The organism is Janthinobacterium sp. 13, assembly GCF_002749695.1.
Lineage (GTDB): Bacteria > Pseudomonadota > Gammaproteobacteria > Burkholderiales > Burkholderiaceae_D > Janthinobacterium > Janthinobacterium kumbetense.
On the sequence record NZ_PEEQ01000001.1, the window covers coordinates 3,431,745 to 3,458,000 of the forward strand.

The window sequence follows — 26,256 nt, forward strand, 5'->3', positions numbered from 1 at the left end:
CAAACAAGCAACAACGTTGTACTTTCTTATCCCTGTAGCGCTCTTTTCATTTGAAAGAATGAAGAGGCTAACGTTATAGGGACAAGCGAATAAGTGCACATGGTGGATGCCTTGGCGATTACAGGCGATGAAGGACGTAGTAGCTTGCGATAAGCTGCGGGGAGTGAGCAAACACACTTTGATCCGCAGATTTCCGAATGGGGCAACCCACCCTTTTAGGGTATTGCATACTGAATACATAGGTATGCAAGGCGAACGCGGCGAACTGAAACATCTAAGTAGCTGCAGGAAAAGAAATCAACCGAGATTCCCAAAGTAGCGGCGAGCGAAATGGGAAGAGCCTGTACGTGATAGTCGGACCGATAACAGAATCCTCTGGAAATAGGAGCCATAGTGGGTGATAGCCCCGTATGTGAAATCGGACCGGTGATACTAAGCGTACGACAAGTAGGGCGGGACACGTGACATCCTGTCTGAATATGGGGGGACCATCCTCCAAGGCTAAATACTCGTAATCGACCGATAGTGAACCAGTACCGTGAGGGAAAGGCGAAAAGAACCCCGGAAGGGGAGTGAAATAGATCCTGAAACCGTGTGCATACAAACAGTAGGAGCGGACTTGTTCCGTGACTGCGTACCTTTTGTATAATGGGTCAGCGACTTACATTCAGTGGCAAGGTTAACCGAATAGGGAAGCCGTAGAGAAATCGAGTCCGAATAGGGCGATCAGTCGCTGGGTGTAGACCCGAAACCAAGTGATCTACTCATGGCCAGGATGAAGGTGCGGTAACACGCCCTGGAGGTCCGAACCCACTAATGTTGAAAAATTAGGGGATGAGCTGTGGGTAGGGGTGAAAGGCTAAACAAACTTGGAAATAGCTGGTTCTCTCCGAAAACTATTTAGGTAGTGCCTCAAGTATCACCATCGGGGGTAGAGCACTGTTATGGCTAGGGGGTCATTGCGACTTACCAAACCATTGCAAACTCCGAATACCGATGAGTGCGAGCTTGGGAGACAGACGTCGGGTGCTAACGTCCGGCGTCAAGAGGGAAACAACCCAGACCGCCAGCTAAGGTCCCAAAGATTGGCTAAGTGGAAAACGAAGTGGGAAGGCTAAAACAGTCAGGATGTTGGCTTAGAAGCAGCCATCATTTAAAGAAAGCGTAATAGCTCACTGATCGAGTCGTCCTGCGCGGAAGATGTAACGGGGCTAAGCCAGTCACCGAAGCTGCGGATATCCTTTATTGGATATGGTAGGAGAGCGTTCTGTAAGCCTGCGAAGGTGTCTTGTAAAGGATGCTGGAGGTATCAGAAGTGCGAATGCTGACATGAGTAGCGATAATGGGGGTGAAAAGCCTCCACGCCGTAAGCCCAAGGTTTCCTGTTCAACGTTCATCGGAGCAGGGTGAGTCGGCCCCTAAGGCGAGGCAGAGATGCGTAGCTGATGGGAAGCAGGTTAATATTCCTGCACCGTCGTATGATGCGATGGGGGGACGGATCGCGGAAGGTTGTCCAACTGTTGGAATAGTTGGTTTTTGGCTCATAGAAGGCGCTTAGGCAAATCCGGGCGCGGAATTCAAGGGGTTGAGACGAGTGAATTTATTCACGAAGCAATCGGAAGTGGTTCCAAGAAAAGCCTCTAAGCTTCAGTCATACGAGACCGTACCGCAAACCGACACAGGTGGGCGAGATGAGTATTCTAAGGCGCTTGAGAGAACTCGGGAGAAGGAACTCGGCAAATTGGTACCGTAACTTCGGGAAAAGGTACGCCCCGGTAGCTTGATTGGTTTACTCCATGAGGGTGAAAGGGTTGCAATAAACTGGTGGCTGCGACTGTTTAATAAAAACACAGCACTCTGCAAACACGAAAGTGGACGTATAGGGTGTGACGCCTGCCCGGTGCTGGAAGATTAAATGATGGGGTGCAAGCTCTTGATTGAAGTCCCAGTAAACGGCGGCCGTAACTATAACGGTCCTAAGGTAGCGAAATTCCTTGTCGGGTAAGTTCCGACCTGCACGAATGGCGTAACGATGGCCACACTGTCTCCTCCCGAGACTCAGCGAAGTTGAAATGTTTGTGATGATGCAATCTACCCGCGGCTAGACGGAAAGACCCCATGAACCTTTACTGTAGCTTTGCATTGGACTTTGAACCAATCTGTGTAGGATAGGTGGGAGGCTTTGAAGCGGGGACGCTAGTTCTCGTGGAGCCAACCTTGAAATACCACCCTGGTTTGTTTGAGGTTCTAACCTTGGTCCGTTATCCGGATCGGGGACAGTGCATGGTAGGCAGTTTGACTGGGGCGGTCTCCTCCTAAAGTGTAACGGAGGAGTTCGAAGGTACGCTAGATACGGTCGGACATCGTGTTGATAGTGCAATGGCATAAGCGTGCTTAACTGCGAGACTGACAAGTCGAGCAGGTACGAAAGTAGGACATAGTGATCCGGTGGTTCTGTATGGAAGGGCCATCGCTCAACGGATAAAAGGTACTCTGGGGATAACAGGCTGATTCCTCCCAAGAGTTCATATCGACGGGGGAGTTTGGCACCTCGATGTCGGCTCATCACATCCTGGGGCTGTAGCCGGTCCCAAGGGTATGGCTGTTCGCCATTTAAAGTGGTACGTGAGCTGGGTTTAAAACGTCGTGAGACAGTTTGGTCCCTATCTGCCGTGGGCGTTGGAAATTTGAAGGGGGCTGCTCCTAGTACGAGAGGACCGGAGTGGACGAACCTCTGGTGTACCGGTTGTCACGCCAGTGGCATTGCCGGGTAGCTAAGTTCGGAAGAGATAACCGCTGAAAGCATCTAAGCGGGAAACTTGCCTTGAGATGAGATTTCCCAGAGCCTTGAGCTCTTTGAAGGGTCGTTCGAGACCAGGACGTTGATAGGCTGGGTGTGGAAGTGCAGTAATGCATTAAGCTAACCAGTACTAATTGCCCGTACGGCTTGTCCCTATAACCTTAGCAGGTACAGAGGATAAGACGGTACAACGTTGCGTGTGTGTTGATACAACCAGTCATTACCCCAATCTTTGCTTCTTCCAGATTCAGGCTTTGTCGCTCCATTGAGGACAAACGCCAGTACAAGTTATGCCTGATGACCATAGCAAGTTGGTCCCACCCCTTCCCATCCCGAACAGGACCGTGAAACAACTTTGCGCCGATGATAGTGCTGCAACCAGTGTGAAAGTAGGTTATCGTCAGGCTTGTTATTTGAAAAAACCCCTTCCGGTGATCCGGTTGGGGTTTTTTTTACGTCTGGCGGTTTTGTCAGCAGACAGGCGTAAAAAAAGGCACCGCTACGCGGTGCCTCGTTCATTTGTCATAACCATTAAAAATGGTAAGCGACTTTGACATTCATGTAATTGACGCCGCTATTCGGTTTCTTGTAGCCGCCGTTCGAGAAATGCTGGATCTTCGCAGCGACTTCCCATTTGTTATTGAAGATATAGCCAACGCCGATATGGTCGCCGAACTGGAAGTGGGTCGACAGGCGGTTATCGTCGTTATCGTACAGCTTGGACAGCATGTGTACGCCAATGCCGCCTTCCGCATAGAAGCCCAGCTTGTTCGTGTTTTCAAAGCGGAACACGGGGGTAAAGCCCAGGTCCCACAGTTTTTGATGCTGGCCAGGGACATTGCGATAGCTCTTGCCATCCCAGCCGCCGATGCTGGCATCCCAGTAACCGCTCAGTTGTGTGCCATTCGATACGAACCAGGCCTTATCCCAGTTCGAGGTCACGCCGGCGCGTACCATTTGTACCTTCACGCCCTTGGCATATTCGCCGTAGACGGAGTCGATCAGTTTGTCGTCGGCGGCAAAGCCGGCGTTGGCTGCCATCAGCGCGGCAACGGCGGCGATGGATTTGAGGATATTCTTCTTGAAGGACATAGAGGCTTTCATCGTAAAATTGGCCGTAAGGCTCGTCTTGTTTGCGCAGACACCCAGTTTTGCACAGTGTTCCCGCCACCCGTTTGATTTCAGAGGTTCAATTGACATTCTCTACAAAAATCGCATTTCTCGGTATCGGTCTGATGGGGGATCCGATGGTCCGGTGCCTGCTGCGCGCTGGATATTTTGTCACAATTTGGAATCGCACGCACAGCAAGGCCGAAGTCCTGCGTGAGGCAGGTGCCCAGCCCGCCGTTTCCGTGGCTGAGGCGGTCAATGACGCGGACGTCGTCATTTCGATGCTGGAAGCCGGGCCCATCGTGGCGCAGGTGCTGCAAGAGGCGCTGCCAGCCTTGCGTGCAGGGGCGCTCTGGGTTGATATGAGCTCCACCAAGCAAGCAGAAGCCCAGCAATTTCATGCCACCTTGCACGCGGCAGGCCATGCCTTTATCGATGCGCCCGTGTCGGGTGGCGTCGGCGGGGCACAGGCGGGCACCCTGGCCATCATGGCTGGCGCCAGCACCAGCGATTACGCGCGGATTGCAGTGATTCTGTCGGCCATGGGGCGCCCGACTCTGGTGGGGCCGGCCGGCAGCGGCCAGGTCGCGAAGCTGTGCAATCAGCTGATCGTCGGCGCCACCCTGAATATCGTGGCGGAAGCGTTATTGTTGGCACAGGCGGCCGGCGCCGATGCGAGCGCCGTACGGACAGCGATACGCGGCGGTTTTGCCGAGAGCAAGATTCTGGAGCTGCATGGCCAGCGCATGCTGGAGCGCAATTTTGTTGCCGGTGGACAGGTGAAAAGCCAGATCAAGGACATGCACAACATCCTCGCGGCAGCCGAGGCGGCCCACGTCACCTTGCCGGTGACGCAATTGGTGACGCAGCGCTATGAAACCCTTGCCGCCAGCCACCCGACGGCAGACCACGCGGCGGCCTTGCTGGCCCTGGAAGCGTTGAATCCGGGCCAGCGCCTGGGCACCGGTCCGGATAAGCTGAGCTGATTTACGTGACGGGCAGGCTCGCTTCGGCCAGCTTGACCCAGAAACTGGCGCCGATGGGCAGCAGATTGTCGTTGAAGTCGTAGCTGCCATTGTGCAAGACGCACGGACCCAGGCCGTGGCCGCCATCGCGGTGCTCGCCATCGCCGTTGCCGATGAAGATATAGCAGCCAGCTTTTTCCTGTAGGAAAAACGCGAAGTCTTCCGCGCCCATGGTCGGTTCAACATTCGCGTTGACCTTGTCGGCGCCCACCACGCTTTTCATCACTTCGACGGCAAACGCCGTTTCCTTCGCGTGGTTGACCAGCGGCGGGTAGTTGCGCTTGAAGTGGAAATCGACTTCCGCGCCAAAGGCGGCGGCCGTGTGCACGGCGATGTCGCGCATGCGCTCTTCGATCAGGTCCAGCACGGGCGTGGTGAAGGTGCGCACGGTGCCGACCAGGCTGGCGTCATCGGGAATCACATTGGTGGCGCTGCCCGCATGGATTTGCGTGATCGACAGCACGGCCGTGTCGAGCGGACTCTTGTTGCGCGTGATGACGGTTTGCCAGCTTTGCGCGATTTGCACGGCCACCATGACGGGGTCGATGCCCTTGTGCGGCTGGGCCGCGTGCGCGCCCTTGCCTTTGACGGTGACGTGGAATTCATTGCTGGACGCCATCATTGGCCCTTCCACCACGCTCAGGGTACCCGTTTCCGCGCCTGGCCAGTTGTGCATGCCGTAGATGGCATCCATGGGAAAGCGTGTAAACAAGCCGTCTTCGATCATTTCGCGCGCGCCGGCGCCGCCTTCTTCCGCCGGCTGGAAGACGAGGTAGACCGTGCCATCGAAGTTGCGGTGTTGCGCCAGGTAATGGGCGGCGCCGAGCAGCATGGCCGTGTGGCCGTCGTGGCCGCAGGCGTGCATCTTGCCCGGATGGCGTGAAGCATGCTCGAAGGTATTCATTTCCTGCATCGGCAAGGCATCCATATCGGCACGCAAGCCGATGGCGCGCTTGGACGTGCCATGCTGGATGATGCCGACCACGCCAGTGCGGCCCAGGCCGCGTACCACGGGAATGCCCCATTCCGTCAGTTTGGCGGCGACCACGTCCGAAGTGCGCTGTTCTTCGTAGCACAGCTCGGGATGCGCATGCAGGTCGCGGCGGATACCTTGCAGCTCGGATTGAAACGCCAAGATCGGATCAACTAGTTTCATGGGACTCTCCTGTGGATGCTGGCGCGCAGCAATGTATGGCGCGCCGGACCGCGCTTGTTTGATCAAAAACAGACGCGGCTAATAGTGCATTGTAGCCCTTGTTTGCCGGGTAAATCCAGCGCACGGACGTGCTTGCCACGGCGCCAACAGCAAGCGCGCGGAATGGTTTACAGTATCGCCTTCCCCCAACGTTTTTGGATTGCCCCATGACCACCACCCAAGTGCGCGCCGCCTGCCCGCTCGACTGCCCCGATACCTGCGCCTTGCTGGTCACCGTGACCGACGGGGTGGCAACAGCCGTCAAGGGCGATCCCGACCACCCGACCACGGCGGGCGTGCTGTGCACCAAGGTATCGCGCTTCACGGAGCGCACCTACCATGCGGACCGGTTGCTGCATCCGCTGCGCCGCGTGGGCAAGAAGGGGGAAGGCAAGTTCGAGCGCATCAGCTGGGAAGAAGCGCTGCAGACCATCGCGGCCCGCTTGAAACCGATCGCCGCGCGCGATCCGCAGGCGATCTTGCCGTACAGCTACTGCGGCACCATGGGCCTGGTGCAGGGCGAGTCGATGTCGTCGCGTTTCTTCAACCAGCTCGGTGCTTCCTTGCTGGACCGCACCATCTGCGCCTCGGCCGGCGCTACGGGCTACCGCTACACGGTGGGCGCCAGCATCGGCACGGACCTGGAACAGTTCCAGAACGCCAAGTTGATCATCATTTGGGGCGGCAACCCGATCGCCTCGAATTTGCACTTCTGGATGCGCGCGCAGGAAGCCAAGCGCAATGGCGCCACCCTGATCGCCATCGACCCCTACCGTTCGTTGACGGCGGAAAAGTGCCATCAGCACGTCGCCTTGCTGCCGGGGACCGATGCGGCCCTGGCGCTGGGTTTGATGCATGTCTTGATTGTGGAAGATTTGCTCGATCATGATTACATCGAGCGCTACACTGTTGGCTACGAGGCCTTGAAACAGCGGGCCCTGGAATGGCCGCCCGAGCGGGTGGCCCAGGTGTGCGGCATCACGGCCACGGAAGTGATCGATTTGGCGCGCCTGTACGGCCAGGCCTGCCGCTCCGGCGAGGGCGCCGCCATCCGCGCCAATTATGGCGTGCAGCGCGTGCATGGCGGCGGCATGGCCGTGCGCAATATCGCCTGCCTGCCCGCCCTGACGGGCGCCTGGCGCCATCCGGCCGGCGGCATGCAGCTGTCGAGCTCGGGTTCCTTCCCCATCAACCGCAAGGCCCTGCAGCGTCCGGATTTATTGAAAGGCACGCCGCGCACCATCAATATGAGCACCATCGGCGACGATCTGCTGAAAACGGCGTCGCCCGAGTTTGGCCCGCAAGTCGAAGCCGTGATCGTCTACAACTCGAATCCGCTGGCGGTGGCGCCCGATTCCTCGAAAGTGGCGCAGGGTTTTGCCCGCGAAGACTTGTTTACGGTCGTGCTCGAGCACTTCCAGACCGATACCGTCGACTACGCCGACATCGTGTTGCCCGCCACCACGCAGCTGGAGCACGTCGATACGCATGCCACCTATGGCCACCTGTACATGATGGCGAACAATGCGGCCGTGGCGCCGCTGGGTGAAGCGAAGGCGAATACGGAAATCTTCCGCCTGCTGGCCCAATACATGGGCTTTGACGACCCGTGCTTCCAGGAAAGCGACGATGCGCTGGCGGCCAAGGCATTCGATGCGACGGATGCGCGCGCCGTGCATTTCGACTGGGAATCGCTGAAACGCACGGGCTGGCAAAAGCTGGCCATGCCGGAAGCGCCATTTGCCGAGGGGCGTTTCCCCACGCCATCGGGCAAGTGCGAGTTGTATTCGGAAGCCATGGCGCTGGCGGGCCTCGATCCCTTGCCCACGTATATCGCGCCCCACGAATCGCTGGCCAGCAATCCCGCGCTGGCGGCCCGCTATCCGCTGGCCATGATTTCCCCGCCGGCGCGCAATTTCCTCAATTCCACCTTCGTGAACGTGAAAAGCCTGCGCGCGGCCGAAGGCGAGCCCCACCTCGATATCCATCCCGACGATGGCGCCGCGCGCGGCATCGTGGCCGGCGACATGGTGCGCATCTTCAATGACCGCGGCAGCTTTGTGGCCAAGGCCAGGGTGACGGACAAGGCGCGACGGGGCCTGGTGGTGGGCTTGTCCGTGTGGTGGAAGAAACTCGCCAGCGACGGCAAGAACGCCAACGAAGTGACCAGCCAGCGCCTGACGGACATGGGCCGCGCGCCGACCTTCTACGATACGCTGGTTGAAGTGGAAAAGGCTGCCTGACCATGGCGCGCTGGCCGGCCCGCTTGCTTGTCGGCACGGTGTGCCTGCTGCTGGGCGGCTGCACGCAATTGCGCTACTACACGCAAGCGGCGCAGGGGCAATATGCCCTGTGGTCCGGCGCGCGCCCTATCGGCGACTGGCTCGATGACCCGGCTACCGAGCCGCGCCTGAAAGTGCGCCTGGCTAAGGCGCAGCAAATCCGCCGCTTTGCCGTCAGCGAGCTGGACCTGCCAGACAATGGCAGCTACAAGAACTATGCGGCGCTGCGGCGCCCGTTCGTGCTGTGGAACGTGGTGGCCACGCCGGAATTGTCGCTGCAGCCGCTGCAATGGTGTTTTCCCATTGCCGGCTGCGTCAGCTATCGCGGCTATTACAGCAAGGAGGAGGCGCTCGCGTATGCCGACGAGTTGCGCGCCCAGCATTACGACGTCCAGGTGGGCGGCGTGCCCGCGTATTCCACCCTGGGCTGGTTCGACGATCCCCTGCTGTCGACCTTTATCAATTACAACGATGCGGAGCTGGCGCGCCTGATCTTTCATGAACTGGCGCACCAGGTGGTGTACGTGCCTGGCGACTCGGCCTTCAACGAGTCGTTTGCCAGTGCCGTGGAAGAGGCCGGCGTGCAGCGCTGGCTGGCGCGCGAGGGCAACGACAGCATGCGCACGGCGTACGCCCAGTATGCGGCGCGGCGGCAGGATTTCCTGGCCTTGCTATTGAAATACCGGGGCGAACTGGAGTCCGTGTATGCGAGCGACGCCAGCGATGCGGACAAGCGCGCGCGCAAGGCGCAGGTATTTGCGGCATTGCAAGAAGCGTATCAGGTCCTGAAGAAAAACTGGGGTGGTTTTGCCGGTTACGACCGCTGGTTCGAGCAGCCCTTGAGCAATGCGCACCTGGCTTCCGTGTCTACCTACAATGAATTTTTGCCTGCCTTCAAAAAATTGCTGGAAGAAAAAAAGAACTTTCGTGCTTTTTATGCTGCAGTGCACACAATGGCCCAGATCAAGAAGCCTGAGCGCAGGCAGGCGCTGGAACAATTGTCCAGCCCGTGACCCGTAAAGATTGTCCCGGACGTCAAGGCGAACGATCCTGCAACAGCGTATTTATCATGTTGCAGTGCAGCACAAAATACCCCTAGAGTTGCCGCTCGAATACTGTTGAAAGCGCTTGCATGGAAGCCCGGCGCCCGATAGCATCGCATTAGTAGCATAGAGCAATTGCTCGTCAGAATGCTCAAACTGACTGCAGGACGACAGAATCCGCAGCAATGATCCGCGCCGGCAGGGTGCGCCGGCTCCCCCACGATTATTCGAGACAAGAGGCACAGGATGGAAAAAATTTGGCTGAAGTCGTATCCTCCCGGCGTCCCCGCCGACATCGATCCTGATCAATATCGTTCGCTGGTGCATTTGCTGGAAGAAGCGTTTCAAAAATATGCGGATCGCAATGCCTATGTCTGCATGGACAAATTTCTCACCTATGCCGAACTCGACACCTATTCGCGCCAGCTGGGCGCCTGGCTGCAAAGCCGCGGCCTGAAGAAGGGCGCGCGCGTCGCCCTGATGATGCCGAACGTGCTGCAGTATCCGGTGGCGATCGCTGCCGTACTGCGCGCCGGCTACACGGTAGTCAACGTCAACCCTTTATATACGCCGCGCGAACTCGAGCATCAGCTCAATGATTCGGGCAGCGAAGCCATCATCGTGCTGGAAAACTTCGCCCATACCCTGGAACAGGTGCTGGGCAAGACGGCCGTCAAGCATGTCGTCGTCGCCAGCATGGGCGAAATGCTCGGCGGCTTGAAGGGCATGATCGTCAATTTTGTCGTGCGCAATGTCAAGAAGATGGTGCCCGCGTATTCCTTGCCGAACGCCATGCGCTTCAAGCAGGCGCTGGCGCTGGGCAGCCGCATGAAACTCACGCCCGTCGAGCTGAGCGTCCATGACGCTGCCTTCCTGCAATACACGGGCGGCACGACGGGCGTGTCGAAAGGCGCGACCTTGAGCCACCGCAATGTGATCGCCAATGTGCTGCAGAGCGAAGCGTGGTCGGGTGCGGCGCTCGACCAGAACAGCAAGGAACAGATGATCGTCGTCTGCGCCTTGCCGCTGTACCATATCTTTGCGCTGACGGCGTGCGCGATGTGGGGCACGCGCGTGGGCGCCCTGAATATCCTGATCCCGAATCCGCGCGATATTCCGGGCTTGATCAAGGAGCTGGGCAAGTACAAATTCAACCTGCTGCCAGCGGTCAATACTTTGTATAACGCGCTGGTGAACCACCCCGACTTTGCCAAGCTCGATTTCTCGGGCTTGAAGATCGCCAATGGCGGCGGCATGGCGGTGCAGCAAGCCGTCAACGACAAGTGGCTGCAAGTGACGGGCGTGTCCATCATCGAAGGCTATGGCTTGTCGGAAACGTCACCCGTCGCCACCTGCAACCGCGCCGACAGCACGGCGTTTTCCGGCACCATCGGCTTGCCCGTGCCCTCGACCGACATTGCCATCCTCGACGACGACGGCAAGGAAGTGCCGCTGGGCCAGACGGGCGAGATCGCCATCCGTGGGCCGCAAGTGATGAGCGGCTACTGGAACCGTCCCGACGAGACGGCCAAGGTGATGACACCCGATGGCTACTTCAAGTCGGGCGACGTGGGCATCATGGACGAGCGCGGCTACGTGAAGATCGTGGACCGCAAGAAAGACATGATTCTCGTCTCCGGCTTCAATGTGTATCCGAACGAAGTCGAAGCCGTCATCGCGGCCCATCCTGGCGTGCTCGAGTGCGCCTGCGTGGGCGTGCCGGACGAACACTCGGGCGAAGCCGTGAAAGTGTTTGTCGTGCGCAAGGATCCGAACCTGACCCAGGCAGTGCTGGCCGCGTACTGCAAGGAACAATTCACGGGTTACAAGCGGCCGAAATACATCGAGTTCCGCGATGAACTGCCGAAGACCAACGTCGGCAAGATTTTGCGTCGCGCCCTGCGTGACGAAACAAAGATAGCAGCATAAACAGTGTGGGATGCGCCAGGAGGCGCGTCCCTTTTACAGATAAAGATGAGGCGAGATGGACAAGATTTGGTTGAAGTCGTACCCGGACAGCGTTCCCGCAGAGATTGATTGCATGCAATACCGTTCCGTCACGCATTTGCTGGAAGAGTCGTTCCAGAAATATGCGGACCGCAACGCCTTCGTGTGCATGGATAAATTCCTCACCTACCGCGAGCTTGACCAGCTGTCGCAGCAGATGGGTGCCTGGCTGCAAAGCAAGGGCCTGCAAGCGGGCGCGCGCGTGGCGATCATGTTGCCGAACGTGTTGCAGTATCCGGTGGCCATGGCGGCGATCTTGCGCGCCGGCTACACCGTGGTGAACGTCAATCCGCTGTACACGCCGCGCGAATTGCAGCACCAGCTGATCGATTCGGGCAGCGAAGCGATCATCGTGCTGGAAAACTTCGCCACCACGGTGGAACAGGTGCTGCCGCACACCCAGGTCAAGCATGTCATCGTCGCCACCATGGGCGACTTGCTCGGTGGCTTGAAGGGCACCATCGTCAACTTCGTCGTGCGCAAGATCAAAAAAATGGTGCCCGCGTTTTCCTTGCCGGGCGCCATCAGCTTCAACAAGATGCTGGCCGAGGGCTCCCGTTTGACCCTGACGCCGGTGCAGCAGGGACATGACGATATCGTCTTCCTGCAGTACACGGGCGGCACGACGGGCGTGTCGAAAGGCGCGATGTTGTTGCACCGTAACGTGATCGCCAACGTGCTGCAAAACGAGGCGTGGATGTCGCCCGTGATGACCAAGGAAATGCGCGCCACCTCGATGGGCTTCATGTGCGCCTTGCCCCTGTATCACATCTATTCGCTGACGGTCAGCGCCCTGATGGGCATGCGCCTGGGCGGCATGAGCGTGCTGATCCCCAACCCGCGCGATATTCCCGGTTTCGTCAAGGAATTGTCCAAGCACAAGATCGTCGTCTTCCCGGCAGTTAATACTCTGTACAACGCGCTGCTGAACAATGCCGACTTCGCCAAGCTCGATTTTTCCAGCTATAAAGTGTGCAATGGCGGCGGCATGGCCTTGCAGCGCAATGTGGCCGAGCGCTGGCTGAAATTGACGGGCTGCCCGCTGATCGAAGGCTATGGCATGTCGGAAACGTCGCCTGTGGTGACGGGTAACCGCGTCGATATCACGGAATTCACGGGCACCATCGGCTTGCCTTTCCCATCGACGGAAGTGGCGATTTTGAACGACGATGGCGTGGAAGTGCCGCTGGGCGAACCGGGCGAGATCGCCGTGCGCGGCCCGCAAGTGATGGCGGGCTACTGGCAGCGTCCGGACGAGACGGCCAAGTCGATGACGGCCGACGGCTATTTCAAGACGGGCGACGTGGGCGTCATGGACGAGCGCGGCTACGTGAAGATCGTGGACCGCAAGAAAGACATGATCATCGTTTCCGGCTTCAATGTGTATCCGAACGAAGTGGAAGACGTGGTTGCGTCGTGCCCGGGCGTGCTGGAATGCGCCTGCATCGGCGTGCCGGACGCCAACTCGGGCGAAGCCGTGAAAGTGTTTGTCGTGCGCAAGGATCCGAACTTGACGGTAGAACAGATCCGCGAGCATTGCAAGCATGAGTTGACGGCGTACAAGAAGCCGAAATACATCGAGTTCCGCGATGAATTGCCGAAAACCAATGTCGGCAAGATCTTGCGCCGTCAATTGCGCGACGAAAAGAAAGCGGCTTAACTCGCCGCCAAGGCTGTGTCCGCCGCCACGGCTTGCCGTGGCTGGGCGGGCAAGCCGAAGCAGGGACGCAGCCAGCTCACCTTGCTGATCAGCAGCGACGTCCCCAGCCAGCAGATGGCCACCGTGCCCGCAAGTACCAGCAGCGGCTCGAGCACGGGACCCAGTTTTAACGGCACCACCCAGTAGGCCAGCAGTACGATTGCGCTCTGGTGCAGTATGTACCAGGGAAAGACGGCCTGGCGCGCCCATGGCAGCCAGGCAAACGGTTTATTCAGCAAGGTGTGCGACCAGCCCAAGATGGCGCAGATGGCCAGCCACATGTACAGGTTGCGCATGGGCCAGGAACCAAACGAGGCCCAGGTCAGCAGGTTTTCCGAAGCCACCAGGTCAAAACCCAGATACACGGCAAACGCGCAGGGCGCCAGCAGCAGCGCCTGCCAGCGCAAGCGGGCCAGTTCCTGCCACACTCCCTTGTCATTGCCCAGCCACCAGCCATACAGATACATGGTGAAATAGATGGCGTGCGCGTACCAATCCTTGAGCAGCGCATGGGTTTCCGGATAGCGCAGCTTCAGGAAGGCCGTTGCCGCCAGCGTTGGCAGGGCGGGCAGGACCAGCAGGCGCCAGCCGCGCAGGCCCGCAAACAGCGGTCTTGCCTTGGCCAGCAGCGGCTGCAAGGCCACCAGCACGATGGTGTACAGCAACAGGTACACCAGATACCACAGATGGTTCCACGTAAAACTGGTCTTCCAGCCCGTAAATGCGCCGGCCGGCCAGGCATGGCCGCCAAAGTAATGCAGCAGGAATGGTCCATAGCCAGGCTCGACCAGGCCGTTGCTGACGCCCTCGCAATACGGTTGCACGGGGATCACTACCAGCATGCCAAACAGCAAGGGCAGCAACAGGCGCTTGATCCGGCGCCGCAGGAACGCACCGCTGGACGGGTGCGTCATCATGGCGCAGGACACGCCGGAAATCAGGAACACGATTTCCATTCGCCACCGGTTGATAAAGACCATGGGAAAGTTCAATGTTTCCGTCAGGTAAGTACTTTTTATGTGGAAGGCGGCGCCATCCAGGTACAGCATGGCCGTGTGGTAGACGATCAGCAGGCTGAAGACAAGAAAGCGCAAGGCATCGATATCGTAACGGCGGGAATCTGTGGTCATGGTCGTGGGGTCCGTCGGTCAGGGAATGCCCTAGCATAGGCAGGCCGCACGGGGCGAACCAGCGAAAAGTGATCAATCGCTGTCTGTTTGTGACGAGCGGTGGCGCTGGGACGGCTTTGGGACCTTACAATCATGCAACTTATTCACTGTCCGCCGCCATGCGCCTGTCTTCCACCGATTTGTTGCAACGATATCAACGCTGGCGCCAGATCGCCGAGCCAGCTTTTTGGATCGTCCTGTATCTGCTGCAAACGTCGCTCAACTGCTGGATTAGCTGGGCCGACCGCGTGCGCGCCGGGCTCGATACGCCCTTCTGGGAAGTGGCCGTGTGGGAGTGGAGCAGCAACCTGGTGCTGCTGGCGCTGGTACCGGTGGTGATCCTGGCTAACCAGTTTCGCCCCTTGCACCTGGTTTTCCAGCGCCAGAACCTGCGCTGGCACCTGGCCGCGTCGCTCGTCTACAGCCTCGTGCATGTGCTGGCCATGGTGGCCTTGCGCAAACTGGCTTACTGGAGTCAGGGCAGCGACTACGATTTCGGTAACTGGTGGCGCGAGTTGCCGTATGAATATATCAAGGATGTACGTACTTACTTCTCCATTTTATTGTTCACGGGCTTTTACCAGTTGCTGCTGATGCGCTGGCAAGGCGAGGCGACCCTGCTGGGCGAACCCGACGAAGGGCCTGCCGTGGAACCGGTGCAGCAGCCGGAGCGCTTTCTGGTGCGCAAGCTGGGCAAGGATTTTCTGCTGCCGGCCTTTGAAATCGAGTGGATACAGGCGTGGGGCAATTATGTGAATCTACATGTGCGCGGCCACGACTATCCGCTGCGCTCGACCATGGCCGCCATCGAGCGCCGCCTCGACGGCAAGCGCTTCCTGCGCGTGCACCGCAGTTACATCGTCAACCTCGATTTTGTGCGGAGCATCGTGCCGCTGGAATCGGGCGATGCGCGCGCGGTGCTGTCCACGGGCGGCGAAGTGCCCGTCAGCCGGCGCTACCGCGACGCCTTGAAAAGCATAGGCTAGACGCGTTGTACGCCAGCCTTGCCGTCCTGGACGGTGAAACTGGCCAGTGTCGCGATGGCCGACGCGCTGTCGCGCACATTCTCCAGGCCCTGGAACAGGGCCGTGGTTTTCTCCGGTGTGATGTCCAGCAACATATAGCCGCGCTTGTCGCTGCGTCCGTAGCGGATGTGCGGGTTCATCGCCACGTACTGTTCCGTGCGTGCTTGCGGGCGGGAACTCGACGTGATTGAGGTACCGCAAAACTCGGTGGCCAGCACGGGATTATCCTTGCCGGCAGGGCGCATGGCGTTGCGGCTCAGTTCGGTGGCATAAAAGGTGTGCACGTCGCCCGACAGTACCAGCGGGTTGCTGGCCTTGCTGCTGCGCAAGGCGTCGAGCAAGTGCTGGCGCGCCATCGGATAGCCATCCCAGCCATCGGTCCAGATGCGTTCGTCGCCGGGCCGCAGGATGGGCACCTGGCTCGATTGCGCCATCAGGGTTTGCTGGGCCAAAATGTTCCAGCGCGCAGGCGAATTGTCGAGGCCGGCTTGCAGCCAGCGCTGCTGTTCCTCGCCCAGCATCGTGCGGTCGGGCTTGCGCAAGTCGGGACAGTTACGCGTGGTAACGGAATTCGAGCCGCCGCGGCCCGGCTTGGCGCACGCATGGTAGGCGCGGTATTGCCGGTCGTCCAGCACGTGAAAGCGCGCCAGGCGGCCCCAGTCATAGCGCTGGTAGATGCGCATGTCGACAAAACCCCGCCCGCCCAGCGGCAGCAGGCGCAGCGGCATGTGTTCATAGAATGCCTGGTAGGCGGCCGCGCGGCGCTGCAAAAAGGCAGGCGTGAGCAATTCGTCGCGGTCATTGCCGTAATCGTTGGCCACTTCATGGTCGTCCCAGGTGACGATCCACGGCGCGGCCAGGTGTGCACCCTGCAAGTCGCGGTCGCTCTTGTATTGCGCGTAGCGGGCGCGGTAGTCGTCCAGAGTAAAACTTTCATGCGTGCGCACGGCCCGGCTCGGGTGCTGCAGCTGGTATGGACCCCATTCGTAGATGTAGTCGCCAAGGAAGGCTACCAGGTCGGGCGCGGCGGCGGCGATGTGCCGGTGCGCCGCGTAGGCGCCGAATTCCCAGTGCTGGCACGAGGCGACGGCCAGTTTCAGCGAAGAAGGCATGGCGCCGGGCTCGGGCGCCGTGCGCGTGCGGCCCACGGGGCTGACGGCGTCGCCCAGCATGAAGCGGTACCAGTACCAGCGTCCGGGCGCCAGGCCGCCCACATCGACGTGCACGCTATGCGCGAGGGCGGGCGTGGCCGTGGCCTGGCCCTTGGCGGCGATGCGCCGGAACGCCTCGTCGTCCGCCACTTCCCAGCGCACGTTCAGGACGATGGCGGGCGTGGCGCTGGCATGCAGCGGGTCGTAGCAGATGCGCGTCCACAGCACGACGGCGTCCGGCAAGGGCGAGCCGGAAGCGACGCCGAGCGCAAACGGGTAGCCGGCGCCATTCAGGCGCGTGGCGGCGCTCGCGCTGGAGCCGGACAGCACGCTGCCGGCGGCGGCCAGCGCACCGATGCGGGCGGCGCTCTGCAGGAAAATGCGGCGCTGGCTATCCATGCCGTCTGAAAATAAAACGTGGGATTAATGTAACAGCGACAATCAAGGCGACAGCAAGGTCTCGATCGGCGGCACTTTGCGCGGTTTGCGGTCGGAGTCCGTCGCCACGTAGATCAGGGTGGCTTCCGTGACTTTCACGATGCACGCCTGCAGGCGGTTGCGCTCGGCATACACCTCGACATTGACGGTGATCGAGGTATTGCCAACCTTGACGATGTCGGCGTAGAAGGAGAGTAGATCGCCGACGAAGACGGGGTTTTTGAAGACGAAGGAGTTGACGGCGATGGTGGCGACACGGCCGTTGGCGCGCCGCGTGGCCGGCAGGGAACCGGCGATATCGACCTGCGCCATGATCCAGCCGCCGAAGACGTCGCCGTACACATTGGCGTCGGACGGCGCGGGCATCATGCGCAATTCCGGCATTTTTCCGGCGGGCAGGCCGGAGGCGAGGCAGTTGTCGGGACGGTCGGGGGAGGTGCTCATCTTTTATTCTCATGAAAGGCTACAATTGCCCCGATTGAACCATAAAAAGCCGACCTTCGCCATGCGCCGTTCCCAGACTCCCCCTCCGCCCCGCTCGCCAGCCTCCGCCAGCCACAGCGATTTCGCCACCATCAAGACCTTGCTGCCGTATCTCTGGGTCTACAAATGGCGAGTGCTGCTGGCGCTGCTATGCCTGGTGGGCGCCAAGCTGGCCAACGTGGGCGTGCCCCTGATCCTGAAAAAACTCGTCGACGCCATGACGATCACGGCGGCCCATCCGCAAGCGCTGCTGGTGTTGCCGGTCGGCTTGCTGGTGGCGTATGGCTTGCTGCGCCTGTCGACCACCCTGTTTACGGAGTTGCGCGAATTCCTGTTTGCCCGCGTCACGCAGCGGGCCGTGCGCACCATCGCCCTGCAAGTGTTCCGCCACCTGCATGCCTTGTCCCTGCGCTTTCACTTGAACCGCCAGACGGGCGGCATGACGCGCGACATCGAGCGGGGCACGCGCAGCGTCGGCTCGCTCATTTCCTATACCCTGTTCAACATCCTGCCGACCCTGGTGGAAATCACCCTCGTGCTCGGCTACCTGGTCTTGCATTACGACATCTGGTTCACCGTGATCACGGCGGTGGCGCTGGTGTCCTACATCGCGTTTACCGTGCTGGTGACGAACTGGCGCACGCATTTTCGCCGCACCATGAACGACCTCGATTCCAAGGCGAATACCAAGGCCATCGATTCGCTGATCAACTATGAAACCGTCAAGTATTTCGGCAACGAGGATTACGAGGCGAAGCGCTACGACGAAGGCTTGCAGCGCTATGAATCGGCCGCCGTGAAATCGCAGACTTCCTTGTCCCTGCTCAATACGGGTCAGTCGCTGATCATCGCCACGGCCGTTACCCTGATCCTGTGGCGCGCCACCGTGGGCGTCATCAACGGCACGATGACTTTGGGCGACCTGGTGCTGGTGAACGCCTTCATGATCCAGCTGTACATTCCCCTCAATTTCCTCGGGGTGATTTACCGCGAAATCAAGCAAAGCCTGGCCGACATGGAACGCCTGTTTTCGCTGCTGAACGAGAACCGCGAAATCGCCGATACGCCGGAAGCCAAGCCGCTCGTCACGCGGGGCGCGGCCGTGCGCTTTGCGCATGTGGATTTCAGCTATGAAGCCAAGCGGCAAATCCTGTTCGACGTGGATTTCCAGATTCCCGCCGGCACCACGACGGCCGTGGTGGGGCATAGCGGCTCGGGCAAGTCGACCCTGTCGCGTTTGCTGTTCCGCTTCTATGAAGTCGATGGCGGCGGCATCACCATCGATGGCCAGGACTTGCGCGCCATCTCGCAGGATTCCCTGCGCGCGGCCATCGGCATCGTGCCGCAGGATACAGTGCTGTTCAACGACACCATCGAATACAACATCGCCTACGGCAAGCCGGGTGCCAGCAAGGAAGCCATCGTGGCGGCGGCGAAAGCGGCGTCGATCCATGATTTTATTGAAAGCTTGCCAGATGGCTACAACTCCATGGTGGGTGAGCGAGGGCTAAAACTGTCGGGCGGCGAAAAGCAGCGCGTGGCCATCGCCCGCACCTTGCTGAAAGACCCGGCCATCCTGATCTTCGACGAAGCCACGTCGGCGCTCGATTCCAAGGCCGAGCAGGCGATCCAGTCGCAGCTGAAGGACATCGCCAAAAACCGCACCACCCTGGTCATTGCGCACCGCCTGTCGACGGTGGCGGATGCCCAGCAAATCCTGGTGCTCGACCATGGCCGCATCGTCGAGCGGGGCACGCATCCGCAATTACTGGCGCTTGATGGCTTGTACGCGCAGATGTGGCAACGCCAGCAGGCAAATATGGACGACGAGGTGCAAGAGGACGAGTTGGCGGGGCTGGCGCCGGCAAAATAAATCGGGAAGGCGAAATCAGTAGGAAAAATGCTACAGCCGCGCCGATTCAGGCGCGCGTATAGCGCCTATTTGCGGGCAATCGCAGAAAACGGCTAGTCCAGCGCTGAAAATGAAATAAAATTAATTCCATTGGTGGCGTCTGCACCACAGTTGTTTCGTTCGGAGTCCATCCGGTTTGTCCGCCCAGGAGAATTTATGAAATTGACCAAAATCATCGCCACGCTGCTCAGCGTCGGTGTCATCAGCAGCATGTCGCCAGTCCAGGCTCAGGAATTGACCGGCACCTTGGCCAAGATCAAGAAAGCCGGCTCCGTCACCCTCGGCGTGCGCGACGGCTCCGTGCCTTTCTCCTATCTCGATGACAAGCAGCAATACCAGGGTTATTCGATCGACCTGTGCATGAAAGTCGTCACGGCCCTGCAAAAGCACCTGGGCCTGAGCGAACTGAAAGTGGTGATGAGCCCCGTCACGTCGGCCAACCGCATCCCGCTGATGGCCAACGGCACCATCGACCTCGAATGCGGCTCGACGACGAACAACCTGGAACGCCAGCAGCAGGTGGCATTCGCCCCTACCATGTTCGTCATCGGCAACCGCGTGCTGTCGAAAAAAACCTCGAATATCAAGACCCTGGAAGACTTGCGCGGCAAGACCCTGGTCGCCACGGCCGGCACGTCGACCATCAAGCAGATGACCATCCTGAACAAGGAAAAAAACCTGGGCATGACGATTGCCGTCGGCAAGGACCACCCTGAATCGTTCCTGATGCTGGAAACGGGCCGCGCGGTTGCCGAAGCCAATGACGATATCCTGCTGGCGTCGCAAGTGGCCAACTCGAAAAACCCGAACGACTACGAAATCACCAAGGAAGCGCTGTCGGTCGAGCCGTACGGCATCATGCTGCGCAAGGGCGATCCAGCCTTCAAGAAAGTGGTCGATGACGCGCTGATCCGCCTGTACAAGAGCGACGACATCAACCGCATCTACGCGAAATGGTTTACCTCGCCGATCCCGCCGAAAAACATCAACCTGAAATTCCCCATGCCGCCGCAATTGAAGGCGGTCTTCACGAATCCGACCGATTCGGGCGACCCGGCTGCTTATGCGGCCGTACCGGAAGCGCAGAAGACCTCGGACAAACGGAAAAAATAACAAGAGTGCGTAACAAATCGGGGGGCGCAAGCCTCCCGTTTTATTTACGGGACGGGTGGCGGACAAGCCGCTTTCCTTGAGCTGCATGGAAGGATGATCATGAATTACAACTGGAATTGGCGCATTTTCTGGGAGATTTCTCCCGATGGCGTGGGCACGTACATGGACACCCTGTGGTCCGGCCTCGTCTGGACCCTGGCCACGGCCGGTGCGGCGTGGATCATGGCGCTGATATTGGGCCTGGTGATCGGCACCATCCGCACCCTGCCGAACAAATGGCTGGTGGGCGTGGCCAATGCCTACGTCGAATTGTTCCGCAACGTGCCGCTGCTGGTGCAGATGTTCCTCTGGTATTTCGTCATGCCGGAGCTGCTGCCGCCTGACCTGGGCGCCTGGGTCAAGTCGCTGCCGAATGCGCCGTTCGTCACGGCCGTGCTGTGCCTGGGATTTTTTACGTCCTCGCGCGTGGCCGTGCAGGTAACGACGGGCATCGAGGCGCTGCCGCGCGGGCAAAAACTGGCCGGCACGGCGCTGGGCCTGACGCTGCCGCAAACCTACCGCTTCATTTTGCTGCCGATGGCCGCGCGCGTCATCATGCCGCCGCTGACCAGCGAATTTTTGAACATCATCAAGAACAGTTCCGTGGCGCTGACCATCGGCCTGATCGAACTGACGGCCAGCGCGCGCGCCATCCAGGAGTTTTCCTTCCAGGTGTTCGAGGCGTTTTCGGCCGCCACCATCATCTATGTCGTCGTCAACCTGCTGGTGGTGGTGCTGATGCACCTGATCGAAAAAAAGGTCGCCATCCCGGGCTTCATCGTCGCCGGCGCCAAGACGGGAGGACATTGACATGTTCGGTAATTTCGACTTCGATGTCATCTCCCGCTCGTGGGTCTACCTGTTCCAGACCGGCATGGTCTTCACCCTGAAACTGACGGCGCTGGCCATGGTCGGCGGCATCGTGCTGGGCACCCTGCTGGCGCTGATGCGCCTGTCCGGTAACCGCATCGTCTCGGGGGTGGCATCGAGCTACGTCAACCTGATACGCTCGATCCCGCTGGTGCTGGTGATCTTCTGGTTCTACTTCCTGGTGCCGTACATCGCCGCCTGGGTCATCGGCGCGAACGAACCCGTGAAAGTGGGCGCGTTTCCTTCCGCGCTGATCACCTTCATCATGTTCGAGGCAGCCTACTATTGCGAGATCATGCGCAGCGGCATACAGTCGATTCCGCGTGGCCAGGTGTGGGCCGGCCAGGCGCTGGGCATGAATTACCGGCAAACCATGGGCAGCATCGTGCTGCCGCAAGCGTTCCGCAACATGATCCCCGTGCTGCTGACGCAGACCATCGTGCTGTTCCAGGACGTGTCGCTCGTGTACGTGCTGTCGATTCCCGATTTTGTCGGCGCCGCCTCGAAGATCGCCCAGCGCGACGGCCGCCTGGTGGAGATGTACGTGTTTGTCGCCGTCGTGTATTTCGTGCTGTGCTATGCCTTGTCGTTCCTGGTAAAACGCCTGCAGAAACGCGTCGCCATCATTCGCTAACCGTAAAAGAAAGAACAAGATGATTGAACTCAATAACGTCAGCAAATGGTATGGCCAGTTCCAGGTACTCACCGACTGCACCACCAATGTCGCCAAGGGCGACGTGATGGTCATTTGCGGCCCTTCCGGCTCGGGCAAGTCGACCCTGATCAAGACCGTCAACGGCCTTGAGCCGATCCAGCAGGGGCAGATCATCGTCGACGGCATCAGCGTCAACGATCCGAAAACGAATTTGTCGAAACTGCGCGCGCGCATCGGCATGGTGTTCCAGAATTTCGAGCTGTTCCCGCATTTGTCGATCCGCGAAAACCTCACCATCGGCCAGATCAAGGTGCTGGGCCGCAGCGCCGACGAAGCCAATGCCAAGGGCTTGAAATACCTGGACCGCGTGGGCCTGCTGTCGCAGCAGGATAAATTCCCGGGCCAGCTGTCGGGCGGCCAGCAGCAGCGCGTGGCGATCGCCCGCGCGCTGTCGATGGACCCGATCGCCATGCTGTTCGACGAACCGACATCGGCGCTGGACCCGGAAATGATCAACGAAGTGCTCGACGTGATGGTGGGCCTGGCGCAGGAAGGCATGACGATGATGGTCGTCACCCACGAAATGGGCTTTGCCAAGCGCGTGGCCAACCGCATCGTCTTCATGGATCAGGGCAAGATCATCGAAGATTGCAGCAAGGATGACTTCTTCAACACGACGCGCTCGGACCGCGCGCGCGATTTCCTCGCCAAGATCATCCACTAAATTTCCATCACTTTGAAGTAGAGTACCAATGCATGTCATGAAAAAAATAGCCGGCGCCATGCTGGCGCTGGGTTTGCTCGCCCAAGCCCACGCGGCGGACAAGATCGCCGTCGACATCGTCCTGCGCGACGCCACCCTGATCGATGTTGCCGGCGGTCGCGCCGTCAACGGCAAGACCGTGCTGCTCAAGGGCGACAGCATCGTCGCCGTCGTCGACGACGCGCAGTTGCGCAGCTACGCGCCGAAGCAGACCATCCGCCTGCCCGGCAAATACCTGATGCCGGGCCTGTGGGACACGCATGTGCACTTTGGCGGCGGTCCCGAGCTGATCGACGAGAACAAGCAGTTGCTGCCCCTGTACCTGGCGCACGGCATCACCACGGTGCGCGACTGCTCGGGCGACTTGCCCGATACGGTGCTGGCATGGCGCCGGCAGATCAACGCAGGCCAGTTGCAAGGCCCGACTATCTTCACGTCGGGCGCCAAGCTGGAAGGCATCAAGCCGCTGTGGAAGGGCACCATCGAAGTGGGCACGCCGCAGGAAGTCACGCGCGCGCTCGACGGCCTGCAGGCGCAGCAAGTGGACTTCGTGAAGATCACGGAAAACACGCTGAAGCCTGAGTTGTACCTGGAAGCGCTACGCCAGGCGCGCGAACGGGGCATGCGCACCTCGGGCCATATCCCTGTGCAGCTCACACTGGAGCAGATGGCCGATGCGGGCCTGGGCACGATCGAACATCAATCGTATTTGCTGCGCGCCACCACGCCGCGCGAGCAGGAGCTGACGGACAAAGTGGCCGCCGGCGCGATGACGGGCAAGGAGGCCATGCACGCAAGCGTGCAAAGCTACGACGAACCGACGGCGCGCAAGGCCTTCAGCTATCTGGCCGCGCGCGGCACGGCCATCGTGCCTACCCTGTGGGGTTCGCGCGTGACGGCTTACCTGGACCGCGAAGATCACACGCACGATCCGGCCCTGCAATACATCGGCAAGGGCTTGCGCGCCACCTACGACTGGCGCGTGCAGCGCGCCGCCAAGGATGGCCCGGAAGCCATCGCCCAGCGCCACGCGCAGTTCGAGCAATCGGCAAAGCTGCTGCCGATCTTGCAGCAGCAGGGCATGAGCATCATCGCGGGCACGGATGCGGGCTTTTTGAATTCCTTCGACTACCCGGGCCAGGCCTTGCACGATGAAATCGGCCTGTACGTGCAGTATGGCTTGACGCCGCAGCAGGCCTTGCAGTCTGCCGTCATCAACGGTCCCCGCTTCCTGGGCAAGCTGGATCGCTATGGCAGCGTGGCGGCGGGCAAGGCGGCCGATCTGCTGGTGCTCGACGCGAATCCGCTGCAGGACATCGGCGCCACGCGCCAGATCCGCCTGGTGGTCAGTCGTGGCCAGGTGTACGACCGCGCCGCGCTGGACCGGATGCTGGCCGATATCCGCGCCTGGGTGGCGAAGCAGGAAGAGCCGCAGGCCAAATCCTGATTCGCGTGTACTCTTGATATTGAAAACGGCCGGCGCATACCGGCCGTTTTGTCGTCCGGGAGGCCGCGCATACAGGTGATCCTGGCCGGCGGGTCGGCCCCGCGGCTGGTAAAATGGCGCTATCCGCAATGACCGCCTGAGAGCAGCCGCCATGTCCACACTCGATCACACCCCCGCTTCCATCACCATCACCCGTCCGGATGACTGGCATTTGCACCTGCGCGACGGCGCCGTCATGGCCAGCGTGCTGCCGCACAGCGCGCGCCAGTTCGGCCGTGCCATCGTCATGCCGAACCTGAAGCCGCCCGTCACCACCACGGCCGATGCCGCCGCTTATCGCGAGCGCATCCTGGCCGCCGTGCCGCAAGGCGTGAACTTCGATCCGCTGATGGTGCTGTACCTGACGAACAACACCTCGCCCGACGAAATCCGCCGCGCGCAGGATAGCGGCATCGTGCAGGCCGTCAAATTGTATCCGGCCGGCGCCACGACGAATTCCGACCTGGGCGTGACGGATTTGAAAAATTGCTACAAGGTGCTCGAAGTGATGCAGGAAGTGGGCATGCCCTTCCTCGTGCACGGCGAAGTGACGGATCCGGAAATCGATATTTTCGACCGCGAAGCCGTCTTCATCGAGCGCGTGATGCGCCCGCTGCGCAGCGCCTTCCCGGCCCTGTCCGTCGTGTTCGAACACATCACCACCAAGGATGCGGCGCAGTATGTGGCCGAAGCGGAAGGCCCCATCGCCGCCACCATCACGGCGCACCATCTGTTGTACAACCGCAACGAGATTTTCAAGGGCGGCATCCGCCCGCATTACTACTGCCTGCCCATCCTCAAGCGCGAAGAGCATCGCCTGGCGCTGATGACGGCGGCCGCCAGCGGCGACGAGCGCTTCTTCCTCGGCACGGATTCTGCACCGCACGCGCAAGGCGCCAAGGAAATGGCCTGCGGCTGCGCCGGCTGCTACACGGCCCTGCATGCGATGGAAATGTATGCGGAAGCGTTCGAACGGGCCGGCGCGCTCGACAAGCTGGAAGCGTTCGCCAGCTTCCACGGCCCCGCCTTCTACGGCGTGCCGCGCAACACGGACACCATCACCCTGAAGCGCGAAAGCTGGACCTTGCCAGCTTCGCTGCCGCTGGGTGACAGCCATGTGATTCCGCTCAATGCGGGCGAGCAGATTAACTGGAAAATGGTGTAATTACTCCATGCTGCCATCGATAGACTGGACCCGCCCCTGGTTTGCCACGGTGCTGCCAGCGCGACGGCAGCTGGACCTGCAGCGCGACACGGTGATCGCCGCGCTGAACGGACGGGCGCGGGCGCTGGACTTGCGCAATCCCTCCGGCCTGCCGCTGGCTTTCGTGCCGCAAGCGGACCTGCCCGAAGGCGTCGCCTACGAGGAGTTCATCGGCGCGACGGGCGGCGTACCCACGCGCGACAATCTGCACGATTTTTTCAACGCGCTCGTGTGGCTCACCTTCCCGCGCATCAAGCGGCAATTGAACGCACTGCAGGCGGCGCAGATCGCCCTGTCCGGCGTCGGCAAATCGCGCGGTCCCGCACGCGATGGCGCGACGATTTTTGACGAAAATTCCGCCTTGCTGGTGCTGCGCGACAGCGATGCGGGGCGCGCGCTGGAAGCGGCGTTGCGCGGGCATGACTGGCGCAGCGCGTTCATTGCGCAGCGCGACAAGTTTGACGCGGGCGGCGACGCCGAGGTCTGGCTGTTCGGCCACGCGCTGATGGAAAAACTGGTGGCGCCGCGCAAGGCCATCACGGCGCATACGCGCGTGATCTTTGCCGGCGACGCCTACTTTGCGCTCGATGATGCGGCACGCCGCGCCTGGCTCGACGAGCGGGTGGCGCAGGACCTGGCGCAGCAAGGCCTCACCACGGCGGACTTCACGCCGCTACCCGTGCTCGGTTTGCCCGGCTGGTGCGAGGGCCAGGACGACGATTTTTACAATGACGCGGCGGTGTTCCGCCCGAAGCGCAAGGTGGCTGGCGCAGAAAGAGAGCAATAG

General features: G+C 60.2%; 19 protein-coding genes and 2 rRNA genes. 16 read left to right on the top strand and 5 right to left on the bottom strand.

All coding sequences use genetic code 11. The features are described 5' to 3' along the window. The first annotated feature begins 79 nt into the window (after nucleotides 1–79). Nucleotides 80–2,955 (top strand): 23S ribosomal RNA (locus CLU94_RS15045). A gap of 138 nt (nucleotides 2,956–3,093) precedes the next feature. Continuing rightward, nucleotides 3,094–3,206: ribosomal RNA gene (gene rrf, locus CLU94_RS15050) — 5S ribosomal RNA — on the top strand. Between the two features lie 125 nt (nucleotides 3,207–3,331). Here the strand turns inward: rrf and CLU94_RS15055 are convergent. After that, nucleotides 3,332–3,892 carry an acyloxyacyl hydrolase gene (locus tag CLU94_RS15055; RefSeq protein ID WP_077408864.1) on the bottom strand — a complete coding sequence of 187 codons (561 nt, stop codon included), beginning with the start codon at nucleotides 3,890–3,892 and terminating at the stop codon, nucleotides 3,332–3,334. A gap of 119 nt (nucleotides 3,893–4,011) precedes the next feature. On the opposite strand from CLU94_RS15055, the gene CLU94_RS15060 reads away from it, so the two are divergent. Beyond that, complete coding sequence (locus tag CLU94_RS15060) at nucleotides 4,012–4,896, top strand: NAD(P)-dependent oxidoreductase (protein WP_257219070.1); 885 nt, start codon at nucleotides 4,012–4,014, stop codon at nucleotides 4,894–4,896. A gap of 1 nt (nucleotide 4,897) precedes the next feature. Here the strand turns inward: CLU94_RS15060 and CLU94_RS15065 are convergent, their stop codons facing one another. Next, nucleotides 4,898–6,091, bottom strand: coding sequence for a M20 aminoacylase family protein (locus tag CLU94_RS15065; protein ID WP_099666191.1), 1,194 nt, complete (start codon nucleotides 6,089–6,091; stop codon nucleotides 4,898–4,900). Between the two features lie 206 nt (nucleotides 6,092–6,297). Between CLU94_RS15065 and CLU94_RS15070 the strand changes: the two genes are divergently transcribed. The 4 genes from CLU94_RS15070 (at nucleotide 6,298) to CLU94_RS15085 (ending at nucleotide 13,122) form a co-directional block, all read left to right on the top strand. Next, entirely contained in the window at nucleotides 6,298–8,373 is a 2,076-nt protein-coding gene (locus tag CLU94_RS15070) for a molybdopterin-containing oxidoreductase family protein (RefSeq protein ID WP_099666192.1), read from the top strand. A 2-nt stretch (nucleotides 8,374–8,375) separates the two neighbouring features. Then, nucleotides 8,376–9,425, top strand: a complete 1,050-nt coding sequence (locus CLU94_RS15075) for an aminopeptidase (RefSeq protein ID WP_180278667.1) — start codon at nucleotides 8,376–8,378, stop codon at nucleotides 9,423–9,425. A gap of 276 nt (nucleotides 9,426–9,701) precedes the next feature. Then, complete coding sequence (locus tag CLU94_RS15080; protein ID WP_099666194.1) at nucleotides 9,702–11,384, top strand: long-chain fatty acid--CoA ligase; 1,683 nt, start codon at nucleotides 9,702–9,704, stop codon at nucleotides 11,382–11,384. 55 nt (nucleotides 11,385–11,439) lie between these two features. After that, nucleotides 11,440–13,122: a long-chain fatty acid--CoA ligase gene (locus tag CLU94_RS15085; protein WP_099666195.1), complete on the top strand. Its 1,683-nt coding sequence runs from the start codon at nucleotides 11,440–11,442 to the stop codon at nucleotides 13,120–13,122. Here CLU94_RS15085 and CLU94_RS15090 read toward each other — a convergent pair. Further along, nucleotides 13,119–14,291: an acyltransferase family protein gene (locus CLU94_RS15090; RefSeq protein ID WP_099666196.1), complete on the bottom strand. Its 1,173-nt coding sequence runs from the start codon at nucleotides 14,289–14,291 to the stop codon at nucleotides 13,119–13,121. The genes CLU94_RS15085 and CLU94_RS15090 overlap by 4 nt on opposite strands. 158 nt (nucleotides 14,292–14,449) lie before the next feature. Here CLU94_RS15090 and CLU94_RS15095 point away from each other — a divergent pair, with 158 nt between their 5' ends. Then, nucleotides 14,450–15,316: a LytTR family DNA-binding domain-containing protein gene (locus CLU94_RS15095; RefSeq protein ID WP_099666197.1), complete on the top strand. Its 867-nt coding sequence runs from the start codon at nucleotides 14,450–14,452 to the stop codon at nucleotides 15,314–15,316. Here the strand turns inward: CLU94_RS15095 and CLU94_RS15100 are convergent. Further along, complete coding sequence (locus CLU94_RS15100; RefSeq protein WP_099666198.1) at nucleotides 15,313–16,905, bottom strand: alkaline phosphatase D family protein; 1,593 nt, start codon at nucleotides 16,903–16,905, stop codon at nucleotides 15,313–15,315. The two genes, CLU94_RS15095 and CLU94_RS15100, sit on opposite strands and share 4 nt — an antisense overlap. Nucleotides 16,906–16,947: 42 nt before the next feature. After that, nucleotides 16,948–17,388, bottom strand: a complete 441-nt coding sequence (locus tag CLU94_RS15105) for an acyl-CoA thioesterase (RefSeq protein WP_052139932.1) — start codon at nucleotides 17,386–17,388, stop codon at nucleotides 16,948–16,950. 61 nt (nucleotides 17,389–17,449) lie between these two features. Here CLU94_RS15105 and CLU94_RS15110 point away from each other — a divergent pair, with 61 nt between their 5' ends. The 8 genes from CLU94_RS15110 (at nucleotide 17,450) to CLU94_RS15145 (ending at nucleotide 26,256) form a co-directional block, all read left to right on the top strand. Then, nucleotides 17,450–19,300, top strand: coding sequence for an ABCB family ABC transporter ATP-binding protein/permease (locus CLU94_RS15110; RefSeq protein ID WP_099668327.1), 1,851 nt, complete (start codon nucleotides 17,450–17,452; stop codon nucleotides 19,298–19,300). 195 nt (nucleotides 19,301–19,495) lie between these two features. Further along, nucleotides 19,496–20,452 carry an amino acid ABC transporter substrate-binding protein gene (locus CLU94_RS15115; protein ID WP_099666199.1) on the top strand — a complete coding sequence of 319 codons (957 nt, stop codon included), beginning with the start codon at nucleotides 19,496–19,498 and terminating at the stop codon, nucleotides 20,450–20,452. Nucleotides 20,453–20,551: 99 nt separating this feature from the next. Next, nucleotides 20,552–21,301 carry an amino acid ABC transporter permease gene (locus CLU94_RS15120; protein ID WP_077409318.1) on the top strand — a complete coding sequence of 250 codons (750 nt, stop codon included), beginning with the start codon at nucleotides 20,552–20,554 and terminating at the stop codon, nucleotides 21,299–21,301. 1 nt (nucleotide 21,302) lies between these two features. Continuing rightward, a complete protein-coding gene (locus CLU94_RS15125) occupies nucleotides 21,303–21,995 on the top strand; it encodes an amino acid ABC transporter permease (protein WP_099666200.1) in 693 nt (230 codons plus the stop codon). Between the two features lie 19 nt (nucleotides 21,996–22,014). Next, entirely contained in the window at nucleotides 22,015–22,740 is a 726-nt protein-coding gene (locus CLU94_RS15130) for an amino acid ABC transporter ATP-binding protein (RefSeq protein WP_099666201.1), read from the top strand. A 37-nt stretch (nucleotides 22,741–22,777) separates the two neighbouring features. After that, a complete protein-coding gene (locus CLU94_RS15135; RefSeq protein ID WP_257218821.1) occupies nucleotides 22,778–24,226 on the top strand; it encodes an amidohydrolase family protein in 1,449 nt (482 codons plus the stop codon). A gap of 151 nt (nucleotides 24,227–24,377) precedes the next feature. Further along, nucleotides 24,378–25,430: a dihydroorotase gene (pyrC, locus tag CLU94_RS15140; RefSeq protein WP_099666203.1), complete on the top strand. Its 1,053-nt coding sequence runs from the start codon at nucleotides 24,378–24,380 to the stop codon at nucleotides 25,428–25,430. Nucleotides 25,431–25,437: 7 nt separating this feature from the next. After that, the gene (locus CLU94_RS15145) at nucleotides 25,438–26,256 is read left to right on the top strand and encodes a DUF3025 domain-containing protein (protein WP_099666204.1); all 819 of its coding nucleotides are present in this window, start codon (nucleotides 25,438–25,440) and stop codon (nucleotides 26,254–26,256) included.

Bases quoted from the DNA above. Each gene is read 5' to 3' on its own strand.
- CLU94_RS15055 (WP_077408864.1), bottom strand. From the start codon at position 3,892: ATGTCCTTCAAGAAGAATATCCTCAAATCCATCGCCGCCGTTGCCGCG.
- CLU94_RS15065 (WP_099666191.1), bottom strand. From the start codon at position 6,091: ATGAAACTAGTTGATCCGATCTTGGCGTTTCAATCCGAGCTGCAAGGT.
- CLU94_RS15070 (WP_099666192.1), top strand. From the start codon at position 6,298: ATGACCACCACCCAAGTGCGCGCCGCCTGCCCGCTCGACTGCCCCGAT.
- CLU94_RS15075 (WP_180278667.1), top strand. From the start codon at position 8,376: ATGGCGCGCTGGCCGGCCCGCTTGCTTGTCGGCACGGTGTGCCTGCTG.
- CLU94_RS15080 (WP_099666194.1), top strand. From the start codon at position 9,702: ATGGAAAAAATTTGGCTGAAGTCGTATCCTCCCGGCGTCCCCGCCGAC.
- CLU94_RS15085 (WP_099666195.1), top strand. From the start codon at position 11,440: ATGGACAAGATTTGGTTGAAGTCGTACCCGGACAGCGTTCCCGCAGAG.
- CLU94_RS15090 (WP_099666196.1), bottom strand. From the start codon at position 14,291: ATGACCACAGATTCCCGCCGTTACGATATCGATGCCTTGCGCTTTCTT.
- CLU94_RS15095 (WP_099666197.1), top strand. From the start codon at position 14,450: ATGCGCCTGTCTTCCACCGATTTGTTGCAACGATATCAACGCTGGCGC.
- CLU94_RS15100 (WP_099666198.1), bottom strand. From the start codon at position 16,905: ATGGATAGCCAGCGCCGCATTTTCCTGCAGAGCGCCGCCCGCATCGGT.
- CLU94_RS15105 (WP_052139932.1), bottom strand. From the start codon at position 17,388: ATGAGCACCTCCCCCGACCGTCCCGACAACTGCCTCGCCTCCGGCCTG.
- CLU94_RS15110 (WP_099668327.1), top strand. From the start codon at position 17,450: ATGCGCCGTTCCCAGACTCCCCCTCCGCCCCGCTCGCCAGCCTCCGCC.
- CLU94_RS15115 (WP_099666199.1), top strand. From the start codon at position 19,496: ATGAAATTGACCAAAATCATCGCCACGCTGCTCAGCGTCGGTGTCATC.
- CLU94_RS15120 (WP_077409318.1), top strand. From the start codon at position 20,552: ATGAATTACAACTGGAATTGGCGCATTTTCTGGGAGATTTCTCCCGAT.
- CLU94_RS15125 (WP_099666200.1), top strand. From the start codon at position 21,303: ATGTTCGGTAATTTCGACTTCGATGTCATCTCCCGCTCGTGGGTCTAC.
- CLU94_RS15130 (WP_099666201.1), top strand. From the start codon at position 22,015: ATGATTGAACTCAATAACGTCAGCAAATGGTATGGCCAGTTCCAGGTA.
- CLU94_RS15135 (WP_257218821.1), top strand. From the start codon at position 22,778: ATGAAAAAAATAGCCGGCGCCATGCTGGCGCTGGGTTTGCTCGCCCAA.
- pyrC (WP_099666203.1), top strand. From the start codon at position 24,378: ATGTCCACACTCGATCACACCCCCGCTTCCATCACCATCACCCGTCCG.
- CLU94_RS15145 (WP_099666204.1), top strand. From the start codon at position 25,438: ATGCTGCCATCGATAGACTGGACCCGCCCCTGGTTTGCCACGGTGCTG.